The following is a 23,150-nucleotide window of genomic DNA, read 5'->3' on the forward strand; positions in this document are numbered from 1 at the left end:
GTTTTCCTAGATTTAGTTAGGAAATAATCATGTCACATTTGAAGGTTATTGGTATGTGCGGTTAATTGAGCGCTTACGTATAACCATCATTACGGGGGGTCTTGGATTATGTGGTATTCCTGAAAATATTATCAAAGAGTTCAAACCATCGGCACTGAAAATATGACCTTAGTGTCCAATAATGACCGCACAACCGATTATGGATTGGGGCTATTACGTCTTGATAAACAGAGAAAGAAAATCATTGCTTACTATGTCGGTGAGAATGTGGGTGAAAATGCCAATTTTTAAGCTCAAATGATGGGGGGGAGAATTTGACGTTTAATTAACACCTACAGACTGGTAAGGCCTAGGAATACTAGACACATTCGTTGAAAAATGACAGTCTCTGGGAATCCCGCTTTCTCTTTCTCTTTCTCAGTAAAAACTGATCTATCGCTATGTCTACGTTATCCGTTGAGCCAATAATAAAATGTAGCAGTGAGCACACAGGTAGACGTTACGTCTTACACCGAGTCCAGATCTTAAGTCTTTAGTCTTGAATAAAATCTTCCATAAACCAAGCACTGAAAGTGTGGCGGCCATCGACTTCAGCTTTACTATAAATCGTTGAGGCTTGTTGACGAACCGTTTTTTCTTTTGTTAGTCGCACTTCGGCAATCTCTTTAAAACTGAGCCCTTTTAACAATAAAAGGGCAACCTGCTGCTCACTTTTTGTAAAACCCCAAGTATCAAATTGAATGGCAATCGTTTGACTATATTCTTGTCTGGCTGCGCGCATTTTGCTCGACATGTTATTGATCTGTTTGTCAGCGTTTGCGAGTTTGAACCCCAGCGCTTTTACTTGGCGAGAACTGCGTATGAGGTCGTAACCTAAATAGATACTCCCCACTATGGTAAGCAATACCAAAATACTCTCTTGCGCTATATGCCAAGCAGGGATCTCGAGCTGCAAGTCAGCGATGATGTCAAACAGCTTAAACAGCGTTATCAGCAGTAATAATACAATAATGGCTACATCTTTTTTCATGGCAGAGATCCTGAAACGAATAAGTAATACAAATTAACTAAAAATGATGCTTATTAATTTAATTCAATAAAATCAGTTATCTAATTTATGGTACATATGTACTATACCCATCATTATGATACATATTCCCCATGTATTCTAGGGGGTAACCGTTACAATCTGTATACATTTGGGGTAAAAGAAATTACTTATGTCTGCGGTTAAGTTTAGTTTCAAAATATGTCTTTTAATTACTTTAGCTAGCGGTATTTTTAGCCATGTCGCTTTTAGCAATGAACTGCCACAACTTGTGCAAATAAGCCAAGCTAGGTTAAAAGCGACACAACTCAATGGCACGCCACTCAATGATGGTCGTGGTGTAGAGTTGAGCAGTTCGACTTGGTTGTCAGGCTTACCCATTATTAGTTTAAGTTACCTTAGCGACCTTGATAATAATAACATTTACGAGCAAGAGGTATCGCTCAATCTACCGATGAAATCATTGAGTTTGCACAGCAGCGATAAACAGCTAAGACAGTTGACGCAAGCTTTGCAAGGCCAACAAGTAGCGTTACAAAAATTGTACTTATCTGGATTGCTCAGACAAAGCATGTGGGACCATCGCATTGCATCGGTCAAGCTTAGTCAGCTGAATCGTAAAGCCAGTTTACTCGAAAAATTATATGCTCAGCAAAAGCAACTTTCCGATGTTGGAGAGTTACCTGTGGTGAATTTATTACTGCTCGAGCGTGAGCGCGTTGATATTGATTTAGCCCAGATTGATCTTAAGCAGCAACAAGCTGAGGCGCTTTCTCTTTTTCGTTCGTTAACTGGCCTTAACGAAATGCCCCAGAAAATAGAAGAAGACGGCCATGAAATCTCTCAACTTGAAACCAATAACTTTGATGCGATTCACGTGGCGTTAATGCAGCATCCATTGTGGCAATTGCAATCTTTGCAACAGCAACAACAGTTGTTAATGATTAAAAGTCAGCAAGCAGGAGAGCAAGATCCCTGGACACTGTCATTGACCGCAAAAGAAACCGCTGGCGATCAATTTAATGACCAACATTTAGGGCTCGGAATTAGCGTGCCACTGGGCTTTGGCTCGGCGTTATCACAAAGTGAGCTGTCCATTTGGCAAAAAGACCATCAAGAACAAAGTCTAAACAGTGAACGCATCTACCTTGAATTAAAAACTCAAACAGAAAAGCTTGCAATGCAACAGCAAAGTCTCCGCCAACAGCAGCAGTTGTTGCAGCGCGGGCTGACGCTAAGCCGAACCATTACTGAACATTTAGCAAAAGTGAAAGATCAAAATCAAATTGGCTATGAAATCTGGCTGCGCCGCTATATGGATGCGCTTGATACCGAATCGCAATTAGCGCTTAACCAAGTCTCTCAGCAACAACTTCACTCTCAGCAACTGCAAGCCTTAGGAATTTCATTATGATGGCCAAGTTTGGTGCCAGCTTTTTATGTATATCAATCTGTTTCTCAGCCAGTTTCGCGTCCGCGGAGTCGATATCACTTGCCGAATTGGGTAGCTTAGAACTGAGCTATATTCAGCCTCGAAAAGTGGCCAGTTATGAAGGTAGCTCTCTGCCAGCACAAATAGAGCGCTTACCCGGTAATGATTATTGGGTCAGTACACCTGAAAATATCCAACAAGTGACGTTTTTAGTGGGCCAGGGGCAAATTGTCACCAAAGGCCGGGCGATTGTAAGATTGACCGGGCCTGAAGTGTTTCATTTTCTGGCTCAAATAGAGGCGGCTAAAAGTCTTTATCAACTTGCTAAACAGCGTTATGACCGCAACAAGCCGCTATTAAACAATGGCAGTATTAGCACGGATAAGTGGCGCGAGATCAGTCAAGACTATTTCAGTACTCACCTTGAATACGAGCATATGCAACATTTTATGGAGATGGTGCAAAGCATCGATGCTGATACAGAATCGTTAGTGGTGATGGCACCCGTTGCAGGCATAGTCAATCTTAATCATCTCAATAGCCCTTATACCGCCGGCGCCCAGTTATTTTCGCTGGTACCCACCGACAGTATTAGGGTTAAGGTGAATGTGCCCATGAGTCAATCAACCTCATTATCGGCGGTTAACATTAATCAGTGTCATATTGCGATAGATGAAGTATCGGCCATTGCGGATGGTGTGTTTTTAACTGCATGGTCAATGCCGGTACCTCAAGAGTGTAACCTACTGTTAGGGCAGCAAATCACCGCGATACCTGAGTATCAAAAAGCCGTGTATCTGTTACCCAAAAATAGCGTATTTAGTTGGCAACAAGAGAGCCAAATCTTTATACAAACAACGCAAACATTGTCCGCGCTCAGTATCGATATTTTAGGCTCTACCCCTGATGAATATATTGTTGCTAGTGATCAAGACTTAAGCCAAATACAAGTGTTATCTCAATCTGTTGCTGCTGTTAAAGGAATATTACTTGGCTTAGGAGGCGAATAATATGCTCGCTTCCGTGATCCGTTTTTCGCTCACTCAGCGCCTGTTCGTGCTTATTGTGGCGCTGATATTAATGTTAGCTGGCGCTCGCGCTTGGTTTTTTATTCCGCTGGATGCGTTTCCTGATATTTCACCGACCCAAGTGAAAATCATCCTAAAAGCACCGGGCATGACCCCTGAAGAAATTGAAGCTCAAATTACCGTGCCTATCGAAACTGAGTTATTAGGTATACCGAATCAGGCTATTTTACGCTCAACGACCAAGTACGCCATCAGCGACATTACCTTGGATTTTATCGAAGGGACTGATATCTATTGGGCAAGACAGCAGGTGAGCGAGCGACTAGCCGCGGTGTGGGACAGTTTTCCAGAGGGCGTATCGGGTGGTGTTGCACCTATGAGTACGCCATTGAGTGAGATTTTTATGTTCACTCTGGAAAACCCTAATTTATCTTTAATGGAACGCAGGCAGTTACTGGAATGGGAAGTTCGCCCACTGCTGCGCACCGTTGCTGGGGTCGCCGATGTCAATATTTTGGGCGGTTATGCTAAGAGCTTTAGCATTAATCCCAATCCTTCAGCGATGGCCGCCGCCGGGGTGAGTTTTGCCTCATTACAACAAGCGATTATTGATAATAACCATAATGAAGGCGCCGGCAAGCTCACTATTGGCACCGATACTATTATCGTCCGCGCTGAAGGGCGCATTGATGATATTGATGAACTTAAGCAATTGGTGATTAAGGCCGATGACGCCAAGGTGTATCGCCTTAGGGACTTGGCTGACATTCAAATTGGCCATCTGGCTCGTTATGGCGCCGTGACCAAAGACGGTGAAGAGGCTGCTGAGGCATTAATTATTGCCCTTAAAGATGCCAATACTGCCCAAGTGGTCAGCAGCATTAAAGACAAGCTTGAACAGATAAGCGTAACGTTACCTGAAGGCAGTGTGATTAATACCTTTTATGATCGCGCTAATCTAATTAATACCGCCATCAATACTATTTCAAGTGCATTGTTTGAAGCTGTGCTGTTAGTCATTGTGCTATTGGCTCTGTTTTTAGGTAATGTCCGCGCCGCTTTGGTGGTGTCATTGTCTTTGCCTCTCGCTGCATTGATGACTTTTTTGATGATGGATCTATTCAATCTTTCTGCCAATCTGATGAGCTTGGGGGGATTAGTGATTGCCATTGGTATGTTGGTTGATTCTTCAGTGGTGGTGGTTGAAAACATGGTCAACCTGATTGCGACTAAGCAACGTTTACCGCGCTTACATCTTATTTATCGTGCCACTAAAGATGTCGCCATTCCTGTGGTGTCTGGCACTGTGATTGTAATGATAGTGTTCTCGCCGTTACTGACGTTAACAGGGCTTGAGGGCAAATTGTTTACTCCTGTTGCGGTGACAATCGTGTTCGCCATGTTCTCGGCATTGGTGTTATCGCTCACCGTCATTCCGGTAGTTGCCTCTTATCTTGTTAATGAAAAGGCCGCCCAAGAACCCAAGGCCATTGAAAAACTCAAAGCCGCCTACCTCAGCAGCCTTAAAAGTACCTTTAATCATAAAAAGCCTTTTATAATCATCGCGTTCGTCTTACTCATTGTCAGCTTAGGCTTGTTTAGCTTAGTGGGTAAAACCTTTATGCCCACCTTAGATGAAGGTGACATCATTTTACAGCTAGAAAAATCGCCTTCTATCTCGCTTGAGGCCTCTATTGCGATTGATAAGCAAATTCAGCAGACCTTGCTTGCTGCAGTTCCTGAGATTAAGCAGATGGTTGCTCGCACCGGAGCCGATGAAATTGGTTTAGATCCTATGGGCCTTAATGAGACCGATGTATTTCTGGAGCTTGCTCCACGGGATGAATGGCGATTTGATCATAAAGAGCAATTAATTGAGGCGATTCGCAGCGAGCTGCTTAATTTTCCTGGGGTGAATTTTAACTTTACCCAGCCTATCCAGATGCGCGTCTCGGAAATGCTTACCGGCAGTATTGGTGATGTGGCCATTAAGGTATTTGGCACCGATATTGATACTCTTGGGCAATTAACCGCTCAGATAGAGCAGTTGGTCAGTGCCACGAGCGGCAGTATTGATGTCAAAATGTCGATGATTGAAGGCAGTCCTTTTATCAATTTAACCTTAGATAACGAATTGGCTCGCGGTTTTGGCATGAGTACCATGGAGTTTGCTCGTTACCTCAAGAGTCAACTCGAAGGGGTGGTTGTCACCGAAGTGCTACAAGGTAAGAAGCGCACGCCAGTATTGATAGCCAATAATCAAAGTGGCTTAAGTAGCATTCATGAACTGCAAAATCAGTTGCTGGTGATGCCGGATCATTCACTGAAGCGCATTACCGATGTGGCCAAGTTAAGCTACAAAGAAGGACCGATTTTAATTGAACGAGAGCAAGGCGATCGTTTCTCGGTTATCACTACTAACGTGCAGGGACGCGATATCGTCAGTTTTGTAGAAGAGCTCAACGCTAAAATTACCGCCGAGATCAAGTTTCCTAGCGGATACAGTGTCAGCTTTGGTGGCGAGTTTGAAAACCAACAACGTGCGACCAATAATTTACTGCTGGTTATCCCAATAGCGATTGCATTAATTACGCTAATCTTGTTCACCACTTTTGGCTCACTGGCTAAAGCCGGTTTGATCCTCGCTAACGTGCCGTTTGCCATGATGGGCGGTATTGTGAGCTTATATTTTTCCGGTGAATATCTATCTGTACCAGCATCTGTCGGTTTTATTGCACTGCTTGGCGTGGCGGTACTCAATGGCGTGGTGATGGTGAGTTATTATGAGCAGACCAAACATCTATTCAGTGGTTTATTGGCACGAGTAGAGCAGGGCGCTGCCAGGCGTTTACGGCCAATCTTGATGACGGCCACCACAGCGATGTTTGGGTTAATGCCGCTGGTATTTGCTTCTGGACCGGGTGCTGAAATCCAAAAACCTTTAGCCATTGTGGTCATAGGTGGTTTGTTAACATCAACCATCACAACACTTTATTTATTGCCCATCCTTTATTACTGGCTGGAGAAACGTCGATGATCACCGAGCAACTGTTAGTGCTGATCGCCCAAAATGATATCAAGGATGATATCGTCGATACCTTAATTGAGCTTGATTTCTTGTCAGGTTTTAGCCTAGGTAATATCTGTGGTTTTAGTCGCGAGCACAGCCACTTTAATATTAAGGAGCAAGTTGAAGGTTACCGGGAGTTTTGTAAATTTGAAATTATGCATCCGCTTGAGCAGCAACAGGCATTATTGAGCGCCCTCGCTGTTGTGTGTAAAAACAATCCTTGTCGTTACTGGATCACGCCAATCGTACATAGCGGTACTTTATGTTAGCAGACAGTCAGTTGTTATATGAGTTAGAGGCTACTGCCGTAGCCTGTTGGAATTTCGAAGCTAGTATGCAACGGGTTTTACAGTCTGATTATCATTATTTAGCTAAATGATAAGGCGTTACAAATGACATTTTATAACTGTTTCGGACTATTTTTATTGACGATGTTGGCCACTAACCGCGTTTCTGCCAATGAGCTAAGCCCAAATGATCGCACCGTAACTGATCGTAGTGTAGCCGTAGAGTTCATTATGGCTCCTGCGAGTATAATGAAGATTTCATTCGATGAGGCCGTTATCTTAACGTCAATGACTATTAAGGATAACGACGGTTACCTGATTAACTTAGGTGTTCAAGTCCCTAAGGGTGAACATAAGGCATTTTCTTTTGAGATCCCCAAACTTGCTCCCGCTGACTATCTCATTTTATGGCGGATCCACAACCATGATAATTCAATTCAACAGGGGGATGTAACGTTAACAATACCAGATGATGACATCTATCCTCGACCATCAACCAAAACGCACAAATACGGAATATTGCATAAAAAGTTGCATCATTAGCCCACGGGGATGACCTTATCACTATCGACTATCGACTATCGACTATCGACTATGAGCCAAGGGCTACGAGCCAACAAAATGTTAGTTAAGCGCCAGCGCCTAAACGGATGTTATGTTTGCCGATAAAGTTAAGTAAGCGTGCCAATATCGTTAGGTGCGCTGGATTGACGATCGTCATTTATCAATGCTTGATGGCAATCTTATTGGCCGCGGTGGTCGTCATATACCGGGCGTTTGTATTGCTATCCGTTAATTGCTGACTTCAGTGTCTATATGTTGTTTTAACAGTGCTAATAACACCTCTGGGACAAACTTTCGTTGGGTCGTAATGGCATAGAAATTCTCGTACACATTGGGTAAGCGTTGATACACTTCTAAAATACCCTGTTCAATTTCATCTTTAACGACGACAGGCGGTAGCACTACCAATGCGCCACTGTCTCGGGCTAAAAGGCGAAGCATTGCCATGTCATCGGCTTCTGCTTGCACATCTGGTTGATATTGCCAGGTTGCACAAAAGGAGTTAAATGCAGCCCTAATTTCACTGTTCTTACCGGGCAATACCCAACGCATGTCCTGATAACCATTAGGAAAACTGTCGTTAATCACCTTGCCTTTTGGGCCAACAATCGCCAGGGGCTGACGGGAGACTAGTTGGGTTTGCCATAATGGATCTTTTTTATCGACACTGATCGGTCGATTGGTTAGCACCAAATCAAGTTCATGATTAGCGAGTCCGTTTAAGAGATTACTCATTCCTTTAGCTGTTAAAGAAAAACTCACATCCGCATTAGCAAGTAACGGGCTGATAAAACTCTCTACAAAATTTCGTGATAACGTGGTTAATACTCCGATAGATAAATGCTGCTTTTCACTGATGCTGCCTTTACGTAAAAATGACTCAAGCTCTTCGCCTTTGCTAAATATATCGTTAGCATATGCCAACACACGATGGCCATGAGCGGTTAGGATCAGGCGCCGACCTCTTCGCTCAAACAAGTTAACATTCATGTTGTGTTCAAATTGCTTAATTTGGGCCGACAATGCGGACTGTGAAATATGCAGGTCTTTGGCGACGTGGGTCAGGTTACCCACAACCGCTACGCGCCAAAAATAGTAAAGATGATGATAATTAAGACGGCTCATTAATAGTTAACCAAAACAGAACGTTTTATTAGTTTATATATGTTTTTATTAAAGATATAGCTCTGACATACTCTTACGACTAAAAGAAGAGGCTGTTTATGAATATAGCGTTATCATCCGTTTTTTTGTTAAGTATTCCAATCACGTTAATTTTTGCTAGCGGGTGGAGTGGTCGTGCTAGTTTAAAAAATAAAGCGACATGGTTAGTTAACGTAAGTGGCCTTATTGTGTTGCTCTTTATGGCTGCATTAGCTGCGATACTGGGCTTACCTAGTCTAGACGCTGATGCGCAATACATTAGCCAATCAAAGCTAAGCTTAGTGATGATGGGGCTGGTGGTATTTATGAGTGTCATCTTAATTGCATTTTCTCGCAATTACATGGCGGGCGAACCCCGTGGCGGTACTTATTGGCACTGGCTACTTAATACCCTTGCCGCTGTTTCGTTGGTGGTTATTAGCAACCACTTGCTATTGTTCTGGTTGGGTTGGGTATCGATTAGCTTAGCTTTGCATAAGCTGTTAACTTTTTATCCTGAACGTCCTCGTGCAGCGCTTGCTGCCCATAAAAAATTCTTATTAGCACGAACCGCAGAAATGTCGTTAATGGCTGCGATTATTTTGTTGTATCAGCAGCATGGTACGTTATTGATAAGTGACTTAGTGGCTCACTTTAATGCCGTTGCTATAGACAATAGTGTGCAACTTACCACCGTTGATCATATTGCTGCAGTACTCATCGCGGTAACGGCCTTGATTAAATGCGCGCAATTACCCGTTCACGGCTGGTTAATGCAGGTTGTAGAAGCGCCAACACCTGTCAGTGCATTACTGCACGCTGGGGTCATTAACTTAGGTGGATTTTTGCTGATTTTATTTGGCCCTTTGTTTATTCAATCTGCCGTTGCCCAGTGGTTAGTGATTATTGTTGCTGGATTCACCACGGTTATCGCCGCATTGATCATGGCCACTCGAATTAGTGTAAAGGTACGCTTAGCTTGGTCAACGAGTGCGCAAATGGGCTTGATGTTAGTTGAATGTGCATTGGGTTTATTTGAATTAGCATTAGTGCATTTACTCACTCATTCAGTCTATAAAGCGTATGCATTTTTGAACTCTGGGAGCGCAGTGTATCAAGACATGCAACGTCGTCTTGCGCCAGCGGCCAATCCTAACCTGATAGATTGGATAGTGGCAGCAGTCTTTTCTACCCTCATTGTATCGGTGGCAGTAATGGCATTGGACTATCAAGGTGTATGGAGTGTTTGGCTGTTGTTAGTTTTGGCCCTGACGATGTTAATTGCCCAACGTCATAGTGAGCGTTTACGCAGCAGCATTATGCCCGTCTTGCTATTAACCATCTTATTGGTGCTCAGTTACAGCGGGTTTAAGTGGGTGTTTGGCGAAATTATTACCACCTCGCCAGCATTGCAGGTTGAGGCTTTTAGTGCGGTTGATATTGTCGCGATACTGTTATTTGTCAGCTTGTTTGTTCTGAGTTGGATGCTGCGATATCAGCTACATAAACCGGCACTGCAGCACTTGTATATCGATTTGTTTGCCGGTTTATATTTAGATGAGTGGCTGACACGACTGACGTTAAAAGTGTGGCCTGTGCGGTTGCCTGTGCGCACCAACATTAAGGTTTTAGACAGCACCAAAGCCACTAAAATTGAGGAGTTATAAGCATGAATGTCGCGATTAAATCAACCTCGGTGGGGCAGCTGACTGAAACCCAAAAGGCACTATTGACCACTGCGGGTCAGAAAATAGCACCCACATGGCCGCTCGATCAAATGATTGCCGTTAATCCCTTTTGGCAAATGCGTGACCAGCCAATCGAACAGGTCTCAGCGCGAGTCTCTGCACTTGATCGGGTTGAGTGTTTAATGCCAAAAGCTCATTATCGCCATTTATATGCACAAGGCGAAATCAGCCAAGATGCGTTGCAATTAGCGGCTGAGCAACAAGGCATCGCGATGTCCGTCGAGCAACTCGCGATCTTTCTTAACCAAGAAGATGATCTTGCTCACTGGCATAATATTGCCGATTTATTGGATAACCAACGTGACCAGCACAAGATGGCATGGCGTGATGAAATTATTCATCAAATTAGTCAGTTTTGCGCTGCATACTATCAACAATTGCGCCCTATTTTTCCTGCTAGCGATATTTCAGCTCCGGCAGATTTATATCGTCACTGGCTCGATATGACACGTCGTGACCGAGGGATCAGTATTATTATGGATGAACCCGGTTTGCAGCAGTATTTTCAGCAATTGCCACCAGATGCTGAGACTTTGCTCGCTGAGGCGGTTGATGAACTGGGTGTTGATGACACTGTGATAGAAGATTATGCCCATGCATTGCTACTCGATATTAATGGTTGGGCGTCTTGGGTTGCTTATTTGCGCTGGCAAGGTGACTTACATGCAAAACCCTGCGATGAAATGTTGCAACTACTCGCGATCCGTATGGCTTGGGAATTGGTCATTTGGCGCTATTTAAAGGCACAACAAACAGATAGTTTCGCTCAATTAGTTGCACTTTGGTTAGGTGAAAAAGACCAATTAGCGCTTTTAGTTGAGCAACATGAGCAAGTACAGAAACCCCTTTGGGTGTGGGCAAAGGCCGCTGAGTTGAGTTATCAAGCTTGGCTTAACACTCAGTTAATCAATGCTAAAAAACAGCTGATGACAACATCAAGGCTACAAGCGGCATTTTGCATTGATGTGCGTTCAGAGGTGATACGTCGAGCGTTAGAAAATCAAAGTGATGACATTCAAACAATAGGGTTTGCCGGTTTCTTTGGTTTACCTTTAGAGTATCAACCGCACGATAGTGAACTGTCTCGACCTCAGTTACCGGGATTGTTAAAGCCGGTTATACAAGTGTCTGAATGGCGTGATACCCAAACGCAAGTCGATACGCTCAATATAAAGGCGCGGTGGCAAACATGGTCACAAGCTGCCCCTTCGGCATTTTCTATGGTGGAATCCATGGGATGGCTTTATGCCTTTAAGATGCTAAAAAGGTCATTTTTTGCTACACAAACTGATCATCCTGTTAATGCGCTGACCCATCAAAAAAGCTGGCTGCTGCGAAAAAATGCTCAGGTACTATCAGTAACCGATAAAGCCGAACTGGCAAAAGGCATTCTACATGCGATGGGACTAGACCAGTTTGCCGCTACCGTGCTGCTGGTTGGGCATGGCAGCCATACAAGCAACAATTTGCATGCAGCAGGTTTAGATTGTGGTGCCTGTGGTGGGCAATCTGGTGAAGTGAATGTGCGTGTTTTAGCCCAATTGCTCAATGATCAAGAGGTACGTAAGGTATTGACAGAATTAGGTATTACGATCCCCGCGGCGACACGGTTTGTGGCTGCACTGCATAACACCACCACGGATCATATTGATTGTTTTGATACCAAACTCGATCAGACCGTCGCGTCATGGCTACAAGCGGCTACCGAAACAGCACAACGAGAACGTATCGTGCAAATCGCCCCGAGTTTGGCTAACAGCAGTGCAGCTGTGCTGGACCGATTTTATACTCAACGCAGTCATGACTGGTCTCAAGTGCGTCCCGAGTGGGGACTGGCAAACAATGCCGCCTTTATTGTTGCACCTCGGTGTTGGACCAGAAATATCAATCTACAAGGTCGTAGTTTTTTACATGACTATCAGTGGCAAAATGATGATGGCTTTGCGGTATTAGAATTAATTATGACGGCGCCCATGGTCGTAACCAATTGGATTAATATGCAATATAACGCATCGGTCAGCGATAATTTGAAATATGGTTGTGGCAATAAGTTATTACATAACGCAGTAGCAGGTCATATTGGGGTGTTTGAAGGTAATGGGGGCGATTTACGCATTGGCTTGTCGATGCAGTCGTTGCATGATGGTGAAAAATGGATGCACCAGCCACAGCGTTTAGCGGTTTATTTAGCCGCACCGCGGCAACCTATCGAACAAATCACCGCAAAACATGACAATGTTCGTTGGCTGATAGATAACCAATGGTTGTATCTGCTGCGCTGGTCAGATGAAGGCTTGATAGAACGTTATTACCAAGGCCAATGGTTACCCCAAGAGACTGACAAGACATAAGCTATTTATCACGTTTAGATCAGTGTGAAGCCAAAGGTATTGATATTATTCAATCGATTTATAGGTGTGTTTGAGGTGCTTGAAAACTCGGTAGCGATGCCAAGACTAACAGACGTAGCACGAGAGTCGTGTATTTTCGATTCAACTTGCGACTCATCTATGGGCCAACATAGAAGCAACCTGAGTGCTGAGAGAGGTTTTTACGTGCGGTTTTATGCTAATACCAACCTGAATTTGATTGCTATTAATTAAACCGTATACCAACAAAGCTTGATGTTAAATTACCATACAACCTCGTTTACTTAGCTGTTATGCTTAACACAGTATCCTTGTTTTGAGAGTCCGATGGATAAATTTGCTTATTTAGATGCGATGAATATTACTCGCTGGCTTAGTGCCGATAAACCGTTAAAGCCTTACTTAGTGTTACATGATCTTGATGCCGATTTGTCTGATCAAACATTCATTAATGATGTACTCGGTTTATTGGACGTTGAAATTGATCAGTGTGAATTTGATTGTGAAATGGTCAAAGGGCCACAGGTGATATGGGATATGCGTAAGATAAAAACCCGTCCCCGTGTCGCTTGGATTGTAAGCGCCCCATTAACAGAACTCCATGCTCAGGCAGACGAAAAACGTCAACTGTGGCAGCAAATATCCCAGTATTTAGATAAAACTCAACCATTGAGCAAAGGCGAGCCCAATGAACAACATTGATGCTGAGGTAATTGTGCCTCTTAGGGTTGAGCATGCTGTTGTAATGGCGAAGATTGAAAAGCTAGCGCATACACATCCTTGGTCTGAAATGAGCTTAAAAGAGTGTTTTGGGCCTTTATATCGAGTAGTGGGCATTAAGCGCCAAGATGATTTGTGTGGTTTTGCGATAGTACAGCAGATTATTGATGAGGCGACCTTACTTGATATTTGTGTGGCACCTGAAAAACAAGGTTCAGGTTTGGGGGCGGCATTAATGCAGCAGCTCATTGATGATGCAAAAAATGCCGGCGCCGTGGTGTTGATGTTGGAAGTACGCCAGTCAAATAAGGCAGCAAAATACTTATATGATAAAGTTGGTTTTATTGAGGCTGGACGGCGTAAAAATTATTACCCTACCCATGATGGCTATGAAGACGCAATTTTAATGGATTTATCATTGGATTGATTTTTGAGTAAAGCATCAGGCTTGTTTCGAACTCATTGAAAAAAAACAGCGCTAATTTAGCGCTGTTTTTTTATTCAAGGAAAAGGTTACTTCACTTCTTTACCCTGTGCTTGTAAATCAGCATGGTAGCTTGAACGAACCAATGGGCCGCAGGCTGCATGGGTAAAACCAAGCTCATCGGCTAGTATTTTCAATTGATCAAATTCCGCTGGTGGAACATAACGTTCAACGGGCAGGTGGAATTTAGACGGTTGTAAATATTGACCAAGGGTCAACATTTCAACGTTATGGGCACGTAAATCACGTAATACTTGGGCAATCTCTTCGTTTGTTTCGCCTAGACCCATCATTAAACCAGACTTTGTCGGAATAGTTGGATGACGTTCTTTAAAGCGCTTAAGCAGATCTAATGACCACTGATAGTTAGCGCCTGGACGCGCTTTACGATAATGCGCTGGAGCCGTTTCTAAATTGTGATTAAAGACATCAGGTGGCTCTGTCGCTAAAATATCTAAAGCAGCATCAATACGGCCTCGGAAATCAGGAACCAGAGTTTCAATCTTGATTTCAGGGTTTAACAAACGAATTTCGCGAATACAATCAGCGAAATGTTGCGCGCCACCATCACGTAAATCATCACGATCTACAGAGGTAATCACCACATATTTCAGCTTCATGTCTTGAATGGTTTGCGCTAGCTTTTTAGGCTCGTTAGCATCGGCTTTGAGCGGGCGACCATGGGCTACATCACAAAATGGGCAACGACGGGTACAAATCGCCCCTAAAATCATAAAGGTTGCCGTACCGTGGTTAAAGCATTCTGCTAAGTTAGGGCAAGAGGCTTCTTCACACACTGAGTGTAATCCATTTTTACGTAATGCCGCTTTTATGTCGAGAATGCGTTGATTTGATACGGGTAATTTGACTCTCAACCAATCTGGCTTACGCAGCATAGTTTCGCGCTCTGATGGCACTACTTTTACAGGAATTCGAGCGACTTTTTCGGCATCACGTAATTTGACACCTGGCTGTAATCTTTCAGGCCTATTCATTATTCTGCTAATCCTTGATGATGTAAAAGTTGTTGATAGCCCATAATTTGGCTAAAGGTTTGGATTAATTTATCGCCAGCTTCAAGCACGGTCTGTGGACCCCCCAATGCTTTACATTGCACCATTTCTAAACCGGCATATCCGCAAGGGTTGATGCGCTGGAACGGGGCTAAATCCATGTCGACATTTAATGCTAAGCCATGAAAAGAGCAACCTTTACGAATGCGTAATCCTAAAGAGGCCACTTTTCGTTCTGCTACATAAACACCCGGTGCGTCTGCTTTTGCGTACGCATTGATATCGTAATAAGTCAGCATATCCACAATACTTTGCTCTATATTGTTCACTAACTGACGAACGCCTATTTTATAACGTTTGATATCGATAAGTGGATAAACCACTAGTTGTCCAGGTCCGTGATAAGTGACTTGACCACCTCGGTCTACTTGAATAACCGGAATGTTACCAGGGTTGAGTATATGCTCGCTTTTACCTGCTTGACCCTGGGTAAATACTGGCTGGTGCTCAACAATCCAAAGTTCATCTTGGCTGTCGCTATCACGAGTGTCAGTATAGTCCTGCATGGCATGCCATGTTGATTCATAGTCTTGCATGCCAAGGTGGCGAATGTGCAGTGTTTGCAAGGGTAACATCTCCCCCAGATAAATTGGGTGTATCCATCGAATGAATGGATTAATTGTTGAGTATTATACTCAAGTATATAGGTAATGATGACTTTTTGGCGTTTACAATACTCTTTTTACGCCTTCAATTGCGGCAAGATCCATATACGCTTTTTCAATATGCGCTTTGCTGGTTACCGTAATCCGAATGGTCACTGAATAGTAACTGCCTTTGCTCGATGCTTTAACGCTTGGAACATAATCATCTGGCGCAAGTTGTTGCGCCACGGCAACAACACGATCGGCTAAGGTATCATCTGCTTCACCAATCACTTTGAAAGGGCACGAATTAGGAAATTCCATTACTTGGTCAAACGTTGTATTTAACATTAGCTTACTCGATTCTGTTTTGGTATTACTTATATGGTGATAATTATACCCGATTCAAGCCTGATAGATCTGAAATATTAAAGCCGCTGATCAGGCGGCTTTAATTAGTTGATTCACTAATAGATTCATTAATAAATAATCTACATCAATTTAATTACTCAAACAGACTGGCGAACATTTGCTTAAAGTAATCCATTAATTTGCTAAACCAGCCGCCTTCTTGGACTTCATTCAATGTCACTAGCGGAAACTGAGCAATGTCTTTTCCATCAAGCTGGAAAAACACACGCCCTACGGTTTCGCCTTTTGCCAGCGGGGCCGTTAATGGTTTGGTTAATTCAAAGTTAGCTTGTAGATCTTTTGCCTGACCACGGCTAATGGTAATCGGAGTATTGGTCATGACACCAAGATCAACCGTTTCTCTATCGCCATACCAAATCTTTTGAGTCACAAAGGTATCGCCAGCTTTGTAAGGTGTGATGGTTTCAAAGAAACGGAAACCATAGTTGAGTAGTTTTTTACTCTCAGCCTTACGTGCAGACTCACTCGCGGTACCCATCACGACTGTGATAAGACGCATGCCTTCGCTGGTGCCTGATGATACTAAGTTGTAGCCAGCACCTGATGTATGGCCCGTCTTAATACCATCTACGTTTAAGCTTTTATCCCATAATAAGCCATTACGGTTATATTGCTTAATTCCGTTATAGGTAAATGATTTTTCGGCATAAACACGATATTCATCAGGCACATCACGGATCAGCGCAGCGCCTAAAATAGCCATATCATAAGCTGTTGTTTTGTGATTTTCAGAATCTAAGCCATGAGAGTTTTCAAAGTAACTGTCTTTCATGCCCAATTGCTTGGACCATGAATTCATTAGATCAACGAATGCACCTTCTGTTCCGGCAATATGCTCTGCCATCGCAACACAGGCATCATTCCCCGATTGAATGATAATACCGCGATTCAAGTCGTGTACTTTGACGGTTTTACCCACTTCAATGAACATTTTTGATGAATCAGGGAAATTCTTTGCCCAAGCATTTTTGCTAATGGTGACATCATCATCTAATGAAATATTACCGACACGGATTTCATGACCAATCACATAACTGGTCATCATCTTGGTAAGGCTTGCTGGATTTAAACTTTCGTAGGCATTTTCTTCTGCAATGACTCTGCCAGAATTATAATCCATTAGCACATAAGCTTTGGCTGCAACACTGGGTGCATCAGGTGTCACCATAGGTACGCGATTAGGCGTTGGACGTGCATCTGGTTGTGGCGTTGCTGCGAGTGAAGAAAAACACACAACTGATGCAAAGAGCATAGTTGTTAATTGAGCAGTTTTGGAAGTTATCATGAAGTTAGCACGTCTCTAGTTAGTCGAAGAAAAGACAAAAATCAATTGGTATAATTTTATTGATTATACATTAGTAGGCCATCATTTCGCATTAAGGTTCATTCATCCGATATAAATGAACCTTAATGAGACTCTTATCGCCAGTATTATGGCTTACGGTACGATAAAGCTTTGCGGATAGCCATCAGCTTGCAAACGATCGAGCAACTTATTGGTGAGGTGAATTTGTCGGATCGGACCCAATTGTAATCTGTGAATACCCTTTGTGGAGGATACGCGTGAGGTAACCGCGTATTTGGTTTCTAATTGCTTTGCCAACATATTGATGCGTAATTTATCTTGGGAGGCCACAACTTGAATAAAGTGATTGTCGGCATCGTTTAAATCGCTAATGGCTCGCTCTTCTGGTGAGGGAATGTAAACGGTTTCAAGTGCTACTTTTGTCGTGCCTCTTGCCAGCATACCTAAGTGATAAGCCGCCGCATAAGAAAGATCAATGACTCGACCATGATGAAACGGTCCACGGTCATTTACACGGACGATGATTTGCTTATTGTTTTCTAAATTGGTCACTTTGACATAACTGGGTAAAGGCAAGTTTTTATGTGCTGCTGACATAGTATACATATCATAAGTTTCACCATTTGAGGTTAAATGACCATGAAACTTTGAGCCGTACCATGAGGCATGACCTTGTTCTTTGAATCCCTTTCCACTGTCGAGTACTTGGTAACTTTTGCCTAAAACCGTGTAATCACGATTGCCTTGCCTGCTATAAGGTTCGTATTTAGGCTGGGCATTTTTAACCAAGCTTACGTCTGGTGCGTCATCTGGATAACGGTCATTAGCCATTTGATAGCGGCTTTTTTGTTGTGGAGAGGATTTTTTACCCTCATTTGACGAACAACTTATGAGTAATAAACTGCTTAAAATGATCAATAGAATGAAACGGTAATTAATGGCCATTTTGATTTACCGATAAATAATGAGCGTTAAGTTGTTGGCTAAATTGATATACCGCCATTGCATATAATGGGCTTCTGTTATATCGAGTGATGACATAAAAGTTTTTCAGTCCTAACCAATACTCTACATTCTCTGCTTGGTCTAATTTGACTAATAAGGCTTTTTGAGAAGCATCCAAATCTTGGTTATTGGCTAAGCTCAGTGTTGGGCTAAGAATATCTGATACCTTGTAATGCAGTTTTTCTTTGGTCCATACTTTTGCTTTAGGGGCTGTGCTAGATGTGTGGTTTAACAATAATGCCACGGGTTGGCCTTGTTGCCATCCATGTTGATGAAAATAATTTGCGACACTGCCAATAGCATCGGCTTTACTGGTTAACAAATCACGTCGACCGTCGCCATCAAAGTCGACCGCGTAATGACGGTAGCTTGAAGGAATGAATTGTCCATAGCCCATCGCGCCAGCATATGAACCTTTTAAGGTGTCATTATCGAGTTTTTCTTCTTTAATCAACGACATTAAATTGGCATATTCACTGCGAAAGAACGTGGCGCGTGGTGGGTAATAAAAGCCCAAGGTGTACAACGCGTCTTGCACACGATAATTACCCATGTAGCCACCATAAAAGGTTTCAATACCAATTATGGCGACAATAATTTGGGGGTCGACGTTAAATTTTTCAGCAGCTTGGCTAATCACAGCATGGTTTTCTTGCCAAAAAGCTAAGCCTTTTTCTAGGCGTTTGTCGGTCAAGAAAATAGGATAATACTGGTGCCAAGGCTTGGCTTCCCATGGTTTAGTCATGGCATCAATGATGTTCTGGTCGAAGGTGGAAGTGGATAAAAATTGTTCCACCTCAGCCTTGCTAGCGCCTTTTTTTACCTGCTCTTTTACAAATGCATTTTGTAATGCTTGGGGATCATTTTCAGTTGCAGCATTGAGATTGAACATGACGCTGCTAAGTAATGCTAGGCTGGCGATTTGAACGGTTATTTTTGTCATAGTTGCGGTTAATCCTATCGGTCGACAAATCGTCTGTGGGTGTGAATGCTCATTAGAATACCAAAGCCTGTCATTAAGGTCAGCATCGAGGTTCCCCCATAGCTTATCAGTGGTAAAGGAACACCTACTACGGGTAAAATTCCTGATACCATGCCTATGTTGACAAAAACGTAGACGAAGAATGTTAGGGTGATACTGCCCGCCAATAAGCGGGCAAAGCTGGTCTGTGCTCGTGACGCGATAACAAGGCCCCTGGCAATCACAAATAAATACATTGCCAATAAGAGTAAACTGCCAATGAGTCCAAACTCTTCTCCTATTACCGCAAAGATAAAGTCAGTGTGGCGCTCTGGTAAAAACTCTAATTGTGATTGAGTCCCATCAAGCCAACCTTTACCCCACAATCCACCAGAACCAATGGCAATTTTGGATTGGATAATATGATAACCCGCGCCGAGAGGATCTTGTTCAGGGTTAAATAAGGTTAATACTCGAGTGCGCTGATAATCGTGCATCAAGAAAAACCACATGATAGGTAAAAAGATTAAAATGGCGGTAATAAATCCGCCAACAATCAACCAGCTCATACCGGATAAAAACAACACAAACACCCCAGAGGCCGCCACTAAAATAGACGTCCCTAAATCAGGTTGTTTAGCGATTAAGAGTGTTGGGATCAGCAAAATAATGACACCACCCGCCAGATAGCGCTTTTTCGGCGGTAGCGGAAACTTACTGATGTACCATGCCATGGTGATCGGGAAGGCCAGTTTTATCAGTTCCGATGGCTGAAACTCCATAAACCCAAGATTCAACCAACGTTGTGCGCCTTTATTAATGGTGCCAAACCAGTCGACGCCCAGTAACAACAGTATTCCAGCGATATAAATCGGCAATGCCCAACGTCTGAGTATTTCAGGGTTGATTTGTGCAAAACAAAACATGACCCCCAGTGACAATGTTATACGGACCAGCTGGCGTTCCATCATCGCAGGATCTTCACCGCTGGCTGAATAGATAATAAAGAGACCAACCCCCATTAGTATTAACAGGCCGGTGAGTAATGGCACATCTATGTGTATCTTCTGCCAAAATGATTTTTGATATGGATGATTATTCACGGTTTTGCCGCCCATTCGTCTCGTAAAATATACTCATCGAGCAGTGCTCTTGCGACCGGCCCAGCGTTAGACCCCCCCCAGCCAGCATGTTCAAGTACGACTGCCAAAACAATACGAGGATTTTCATAAGGTGCATAAGCAACAACCAATGCATTGTCGCGCAAGTGTTCGGCGATGGTGTCGGCATTATATTTTTCATCTTCGCCAACACTAAACACCTGTGCGGTACCGGTTTTCATTGCGGCGGTATAGCTCGCATCAGTAAAGCGAGATTTATCGGCAGTTTGGCGCATCGCCTCATTAATAATGTCCCAATTATGCGGATCTTTAAGCTCAATTGGCGGCTGTTCATCAATGGGCGAATCCATTTTAACGGTACTATTTTTAAATGACTTTAATAGATGAGGCGTAAATCGCTTGCCTTTATTTGCCATGATCGTGACGGCATTAGCAAGCTGTAATGGTGTTGTGGTCCAATATCCTTGGCCAATACCGACCGAAATAGTATCACCGTTATACCAAGGTTGATTGTAACGCATTCTTTTCCAGTCTCGAGAGGGCATAACGCCATTTGATTCTTCGAAAATATCAATACCAGTACTTCTGCCAAAGCCAAAACGGTCCATAAAGATAGCCATTCTATCAATGCCAACCTTATAGACGAGCTCATAAAAGAAAACATCACAGGAGTCGACAATGGCATGGTAGGTATCTACCCAGCCATGACCCCATTTTTTCCAATCCCCCCATTTGCGCTCCACACCTGGCATTTGCCAATAGCCAGGGTCCCAAATTCGAGTGCGTTCGTTAATGATTTTCTCTTCTAAACCGAGTAACGCCACATGCGGCTTGATGGTTGATGCTGGGGAATATTGTCCCTGAGTTGAACGATTAATTAATGGACGTGATTTATCATTTAATAGCCCATTATAATCTTTAGAGGTAATGCCATGTACAAATGGGTTAGGGTCATATGATGGACTTGAGAACATGGCTAAAATATCGCCATTCCTAGGGTCTATTGCAACAATGGACCCTTTACGACCGGCTAACAACTCCATGGCTTTTTGCTGTAGTTTGAGGTCTAGTGTGAGATAGATATCTTGCCCCGGTGTCGGGGGGGTGACGTTGAGCGTGCGGATCACCCTGCCACGATTATTAACCTCTTCTTCGAGGTGACCTGGCATGCCGTGAAGTAAACTTTCATAAAATTTTTCAATGCCGATCTTACCAATGTCTTTAGTTGCCGCATAGTTTTTCCATTGGTCGCTTTTTTCAAGCTGCGACTTATTTCGGCTATTAATTTTGCCGACATAACCCAACACATGAGTCATTAACTCATTATAGGGATAGTGACGTTTTAAGCCTGCTTCAACATAAATACCGGGGAATTTAAATTGATTAACACTAAATATGGCTACTTGTTCGTCAGTTAATTTGTTTTTGATGGTTAACGGCTTAAAACGACGATGAAACTTTAGGGTTTCAGTGATGTTTTCGCGCTCATCATCTGAGAGTCCAATCAGGCTATTAAGCTCATCTAAGGTTGCCGTGATATCACTGACTTTTTCGGGAATAAGCTCTAAAGAATAGTAAGGTTGATTTTCCGCTAATAGTACGCCATTACGGTCATAAATTAACCCTCGGCTAGGCGGGGTCGGAACCACACGGATACGGTTATCATTTGAACGAGTTTCATAGTCTTTGTAAGAGACAATTTGAAGCTGATAAAGGTTTGAAAATAGTATACAGAGTAGCAATAACACGCAAATGAAAGTAAATAATGCACGGCGTTTAAATAGCGCAGCCTCTGCGGCGTGATCATGCATGGTAATGCGCTTTTTTGGCGACACTTATGCTATCCCCGTCGTTACCAAATGAAAGAATGGATGATAAAAGATCACTGTATCAGCTGATGAATATGAAACAAAGAGTTGCATGATAATCATTATCGATAAGCTTAGTTATTCATGCGACTGAATTTATTCTCTGTGATAGGGATGATTGTTATTGATGCTCCAAGCTCGGTATAGGCTTTCTGCCACAATAACCCTAACCAAAGGATGAGGTAAGGTTAGGGCAGACAAACACCAGCTTTGGTGGGCCACCTCTTTGCAAGCAGGTGAAAGTCCTTCTGGACCACCAATAAGTAAGCTGACATCTCTACCATCTAATTGCCACTTTGTCATTTGCTCGGCAAGTTCTGGTGTTATCCAGTTTTTACCGGGTAAATCTAAGCTGACAATGTGGTTACCTTTGGCTACTGCCGCTAGCATTAATTCGCCTTCCTTATGTAAAATTCGGGCGATATCGGCATTTTTTCCGCGCTTCCCCGCAGGGATTTCGATGAGTTCCAAAGCCATATCTCTAGGGAAACGGCGTTGGTATTCTTCGAAGCCTCGGGTTACCCAATCGGGCATTTTGTTACCAACGGCAATAAGCTGTAACTTCATTAGGCGCTGTGTTCAGACCAAAGTTTTTCAAGCTCGTAATAATCACGAGTTTGTTCCTGCATCACGTGCAGAATAACTGAGCCCAAATCAACTAATACCCATTCACTGCTGTCACGTCCTTCAACCCCAAGAGGTTGCACGCCAGCGTCTTTGGCTGACACGATAACGTGCTCACCAATAGATCGAACGTGTGTTTTTGACGTACCAGTACAGATAATCATGGTGTCGGTGATGGTTGACCGTTTAGATACATCTAAAACAGTAATATTTTTTGCTTTTAAATCATCGATTTTGTCGATAACGAAATCTTTTAGTTCGGTGCCTTGCACTCGAAGTACCT

The 23,150-nt window shown here is 43.1% G+C and carries 22 protein-coding genes; 10 read left to right on the forward strand and 12 right to left on the reverse strand.

What is annotated here, in order from left to right; all coding sequences use genetic code 11:
• The first annotated feature begins 162 nt into the window (after positions 1-162).
• Complete coding sequence (locus AAEZ02_RS16235) at positions 163-291, forward strand: hypothetical protein (protein ID WP_267898635.1); 129 nt, start codon at positions 163-165, stop codon at positions 289-291.
• A 241-nt stretch (positions 292-532) separates the two neighbouring features.
• Here AAEZ02_RS16235 and AAEZ02_RS16240 read toward each other — a convergent pair whose 3' ends face one another.
• A complete protein-coding gene (locus AAEZ02_RS16240) occupies positions 533-1,030 on the reverse strand; it encodes a helix-turn-helix transcriptional regulator (RefSeq protein ID WP_101034327.1) in 498 nt (165 codons plus the stop codon).
• 190 nt (positions 1,031-1,220) lie between these two features.
• Here AAEZ02_RS16240 and AAEZ02_RS16245 point away from each other — a divergent pair, with 190 nt between their 5' ends.
• The 5 genes from AAEZ02_RS16245 (at position 1,221) to AAEZ02_RS16265 (ending at position 7,408) form a co-directional block, all read left to right on the forward strand.
• Positions 1,221-2,462, forward strand: coding sequence for a metal transporter (locus AAEZ02_RS16245; RefSeq protein WP_124012381.1), 1,242 nt, complete (start codon positions 1,221-1,223; stop codon positions 2,460-2,462).
• A complete protein-coding gene (locus AAEZ02_RS16250) occupies positions 2,459-3,490 on the forward strand; it encodes an efflux RND transporter periplasmic adaptor subunit (protein ID WP_124012380.1) in 1,032 nt (343 codons plus the stop codon). The genes AAEZ02_RS16245 and AAEZ02_RS16250 overlap by 4 nt, the downstream gene beginning before the upstream one ends.
• Before the next feature lies 1 nt (position 3,491).
• Positions 3,492-6,545, forward strand: a complete 3,054-nt coding sequence (locus AAEZ02_RS16255) for an efflux RND transporter permease subunit (protein ID WP_351124017.1) — start codon at positions 3,492-3,494, stop codon at positions 6,543-6,545.
• Positions 6,542-6,847, forward strand: coding sequence for a DUF3240 family protein (locus AAEZ02_RS16260; protein WP_101034331.1), 306 nt, complete (start codon positions 6,542-6,544; stop codon positions 6,845-6,847). The genes AAEZ02_RS16255 and AAEZ02_RS16260 overlap by 4 nt, the downstream gene beginning before the upstream one ends.
• A gap of 123 nt (positions 6,848-6,970) precedes the next feature.
• The gene (locus tag AAEZ02_RS16265) at positions 6,971-7,408 is read left to right on the forward strand and encodes a copper resistance protein CopC (protein WP_124012378.1); all 438 of its coding nucleotides are present in this window, start codon (positions 6,971-6,973) and stop codon (positions 7,406-7,408) included.
• Positions 7,409-7,657: 249 nt separating this feature from the next.
• Here the strand turns inward: AAEZ02_RS16265 and AAEZ02_RS16270 are convergent, their stop codons facing one another.
• Positions 7,658-8,554 carry a LysR family transcriptional regulator gene (locus AAEZ02_RS16270; RefSeq protein WP_101034333.1) on the reverse strand — a complete coding sequence of 299 codons (897 nt, stop codon included), beginning with the start codon at positions 8,552-8,554 and terminating at the stop codon, positions 7,658-7,660.
• A gap of 98 nt (positions 8,555-8,652) precedes the next feature.
• On the opposite strand from AAEZ02_RS16270, the gene AAEZ02_RS16275 reads away from it, so the two are divergent.
• The 4 genes from AAEZ02_RS16275 (at position 8,653) to rimI (ending at position 13,836) form a co-directional block, all read left to right on the forward strand.
• Positions 8,653-10,239 carry an NADH-quinone oxidoreductase subunit L gene (locus AAEZ02_RS16275; protein WP_233768626.1) on the forward strand — a complete coding sequence of 529 codons (1,587 nt, stop codon included), beginning with the start codon at positions 8,653-8,655 and terminating at the stop codon, positions 10,237-10,239.
• Positions 10,240-10,241: 2 nt separating this feature from the next.
• Positions 10,242-12,671 (forward strand): YbcC family protein, encoded by a 2,430-nt coding sequence (locus AAEZ02_RS16280; protein WP_351124020.1) that lies wholly within the window; start codon positions 10,242-10,244, stop codon positions 12,669-12,671.
• Positions 12,672-13,016: 345 nt separating this feature from the next.
• Positions 13,017-13,391 carry a DNA polymerase III subunit psi gene (locus AAEZ02_RS16285; protein WP_124012376.1) on the forward strand — a complete coding sequence of 125 codons (375 nt, stop codon included), beginning with the start codon at positions 13,017-13,019 and terminating at the stop codon, positions 13,389-13,391.
• Positions 13,378-13,836, forward strand: coding sequence for a ribosomal protein S18-alanine N-acetyltransferase (gene rimI / locus AAEZ02_RS16290; protein WP_124012375.1), 459 nt, complete (start codon positions 13,378-13,380; stop codon positions 13,834-13,836). Before AAEZ02_RS16285 ends, rimI begins: the two co-directional genes overlap by 14 nt.
• An 86-nt stretch (positions 13,837-13,922) precedes the next feature.
• Here rimI and lipA read toward each other — a convergent pair whose 3' ends face one another.
• The 10 genes from lipA to rsfS form a co-directional block, all read right to left on the reverse strand.
• Positions 13,923-14,888 carry a lipoyl synthase gene (gene lipA, locus AAEZ02_RS16295; protein WP_124012374.1) on the reverse strand — a complete coding sequence of 322 codons (966 nt, stop codon included), beginning with the start codon at positions 14,886-14,888 and terminating at the stop codon, positions 13,923-13,925.
• Positions 14,888-15,541, reverse strand: a complete 654-nt coding sequence (gene lipB / locus AAEZ02_RS16300) for a lipoyl(octanoyl) transferase LipB (RefSeq protein ID WP_124012373.1) — start codon at positions 15,539-15,541, stop codon at positions 14,888-14,890. The genes lipA and lipB overlap by 1 nt, the downstream gene beginning before the upstream one ends.
• A 93-nt stretch (positions 15,542-15,634) precedes the next feature.
• Entirely contained in the window at positions 15,635-15,901 is a 267-nt protein-coding gene (ybeD, locus tag AAEZ02_RS16305; RefSeq protein WP_101034339.1) for a DUF493 family protein YbeD, read from the reverse strand.
• Between the two features lie 154 nt (positions 15,902-16,055).
• Positions 16,056-17,267, reverse strand: coding sequence for a serine hydrolase (locus tag AAEZ02_RS16310; RefSeq protein WP_101034340.1), 1,212 nt, complete (start codon positions 17,265-17,267; stop codon positions 16,056-16,058).
• Between the two features lie 153 nt (positions 17,268-17,420).
• Positions 17,421-18,233: a septal ring lytic transglycosylase RlpA family protein gene (locus AAEZ02_RS16315; RefSeq protein WP_124012372.1), complete on the reverse strand. Its 813-nt coding sequence runs from the start codon at positions 18,231-18,233 to the stop codon at positions 17,421-17,423.
• Entirely contained in the window at positions 18,223-19,185 is a 963-nt protein-coding gene (gene mltB / locus AAEZ02_RS16320; protein WP_233768652.1) for a lytic murein transglycosylase B, read from the reverse strand. The genes AAEZ02_RS16315 and mltB overlap by 11 nt, the downstream gene beginning before the upstream one ends.
• A 65-nt stretch (positions 19,186-19,250) precedes the next feature.
• Entirely contained in the window at positions 19,251-20,372 is a 1,122-nt protein-coding gene (rodA, locus tag AAEZ02_RS16325) for a rod shape-determining protein RodA (protein WP_283107445.1), read from the reverse strand.
• On the reverse strand, positions 20,354-22,210 hold the full coding sequence (gene mrdA / locus AAEZ02_RS16330; RefSeq protein ID WP_124012370.1) for a penicillin-binding protein 2: 1,857 nt from the start codon (positions 22,208-22,210) through the stop codon (positions 20,354-20,356). The genes rodA and mrdA overlap by 19 nt, the downstream gene beginning before the upstream one ends.
• Positions 22,211-22,339: 129 nt before the next feature.
• Positions 22,340-22,810, reverse strand: coding sequence for a 23S rRNA (pseudouridine(1915)-N(3))-methyltransferase RlmH (gene rlmH, locus AAEZ02_RS16335; RefSeq protein WP_124012369.1), 471 nt, complete (start codon positions 22,808-22,810; stop codon positions 22,340-22,342).
• Positions 22,810-23,139: a ribosome silencing factor gene (rsfS, locus tag AAEZ02_RS16340; protein WP_101034345.1), complete on the reverse strand. Its 330-nt coding sequence runs from the start codon at positions 23,137-23,139 to the stop codon at positions 22,810-22,812. The genes rlmH and rsfS overlap by 1 nt, the downstream gene beginning before the upstream one ends.
• Positions 23,140-23,150 lie beyond the last annotated feature (11 nt).

It is taken from the genome of Shewanella sp. T24-MNA-CIBAN-0130, from assembly GCF_040310185.1.
Taxonomy (GTDB): domain Bacteria; phylum Pseudomonadota; class Gammaproteobacteria; order Enterobacterales; family Shewanellaceae; genus Shewanella; species Shewanella psychromarinicola.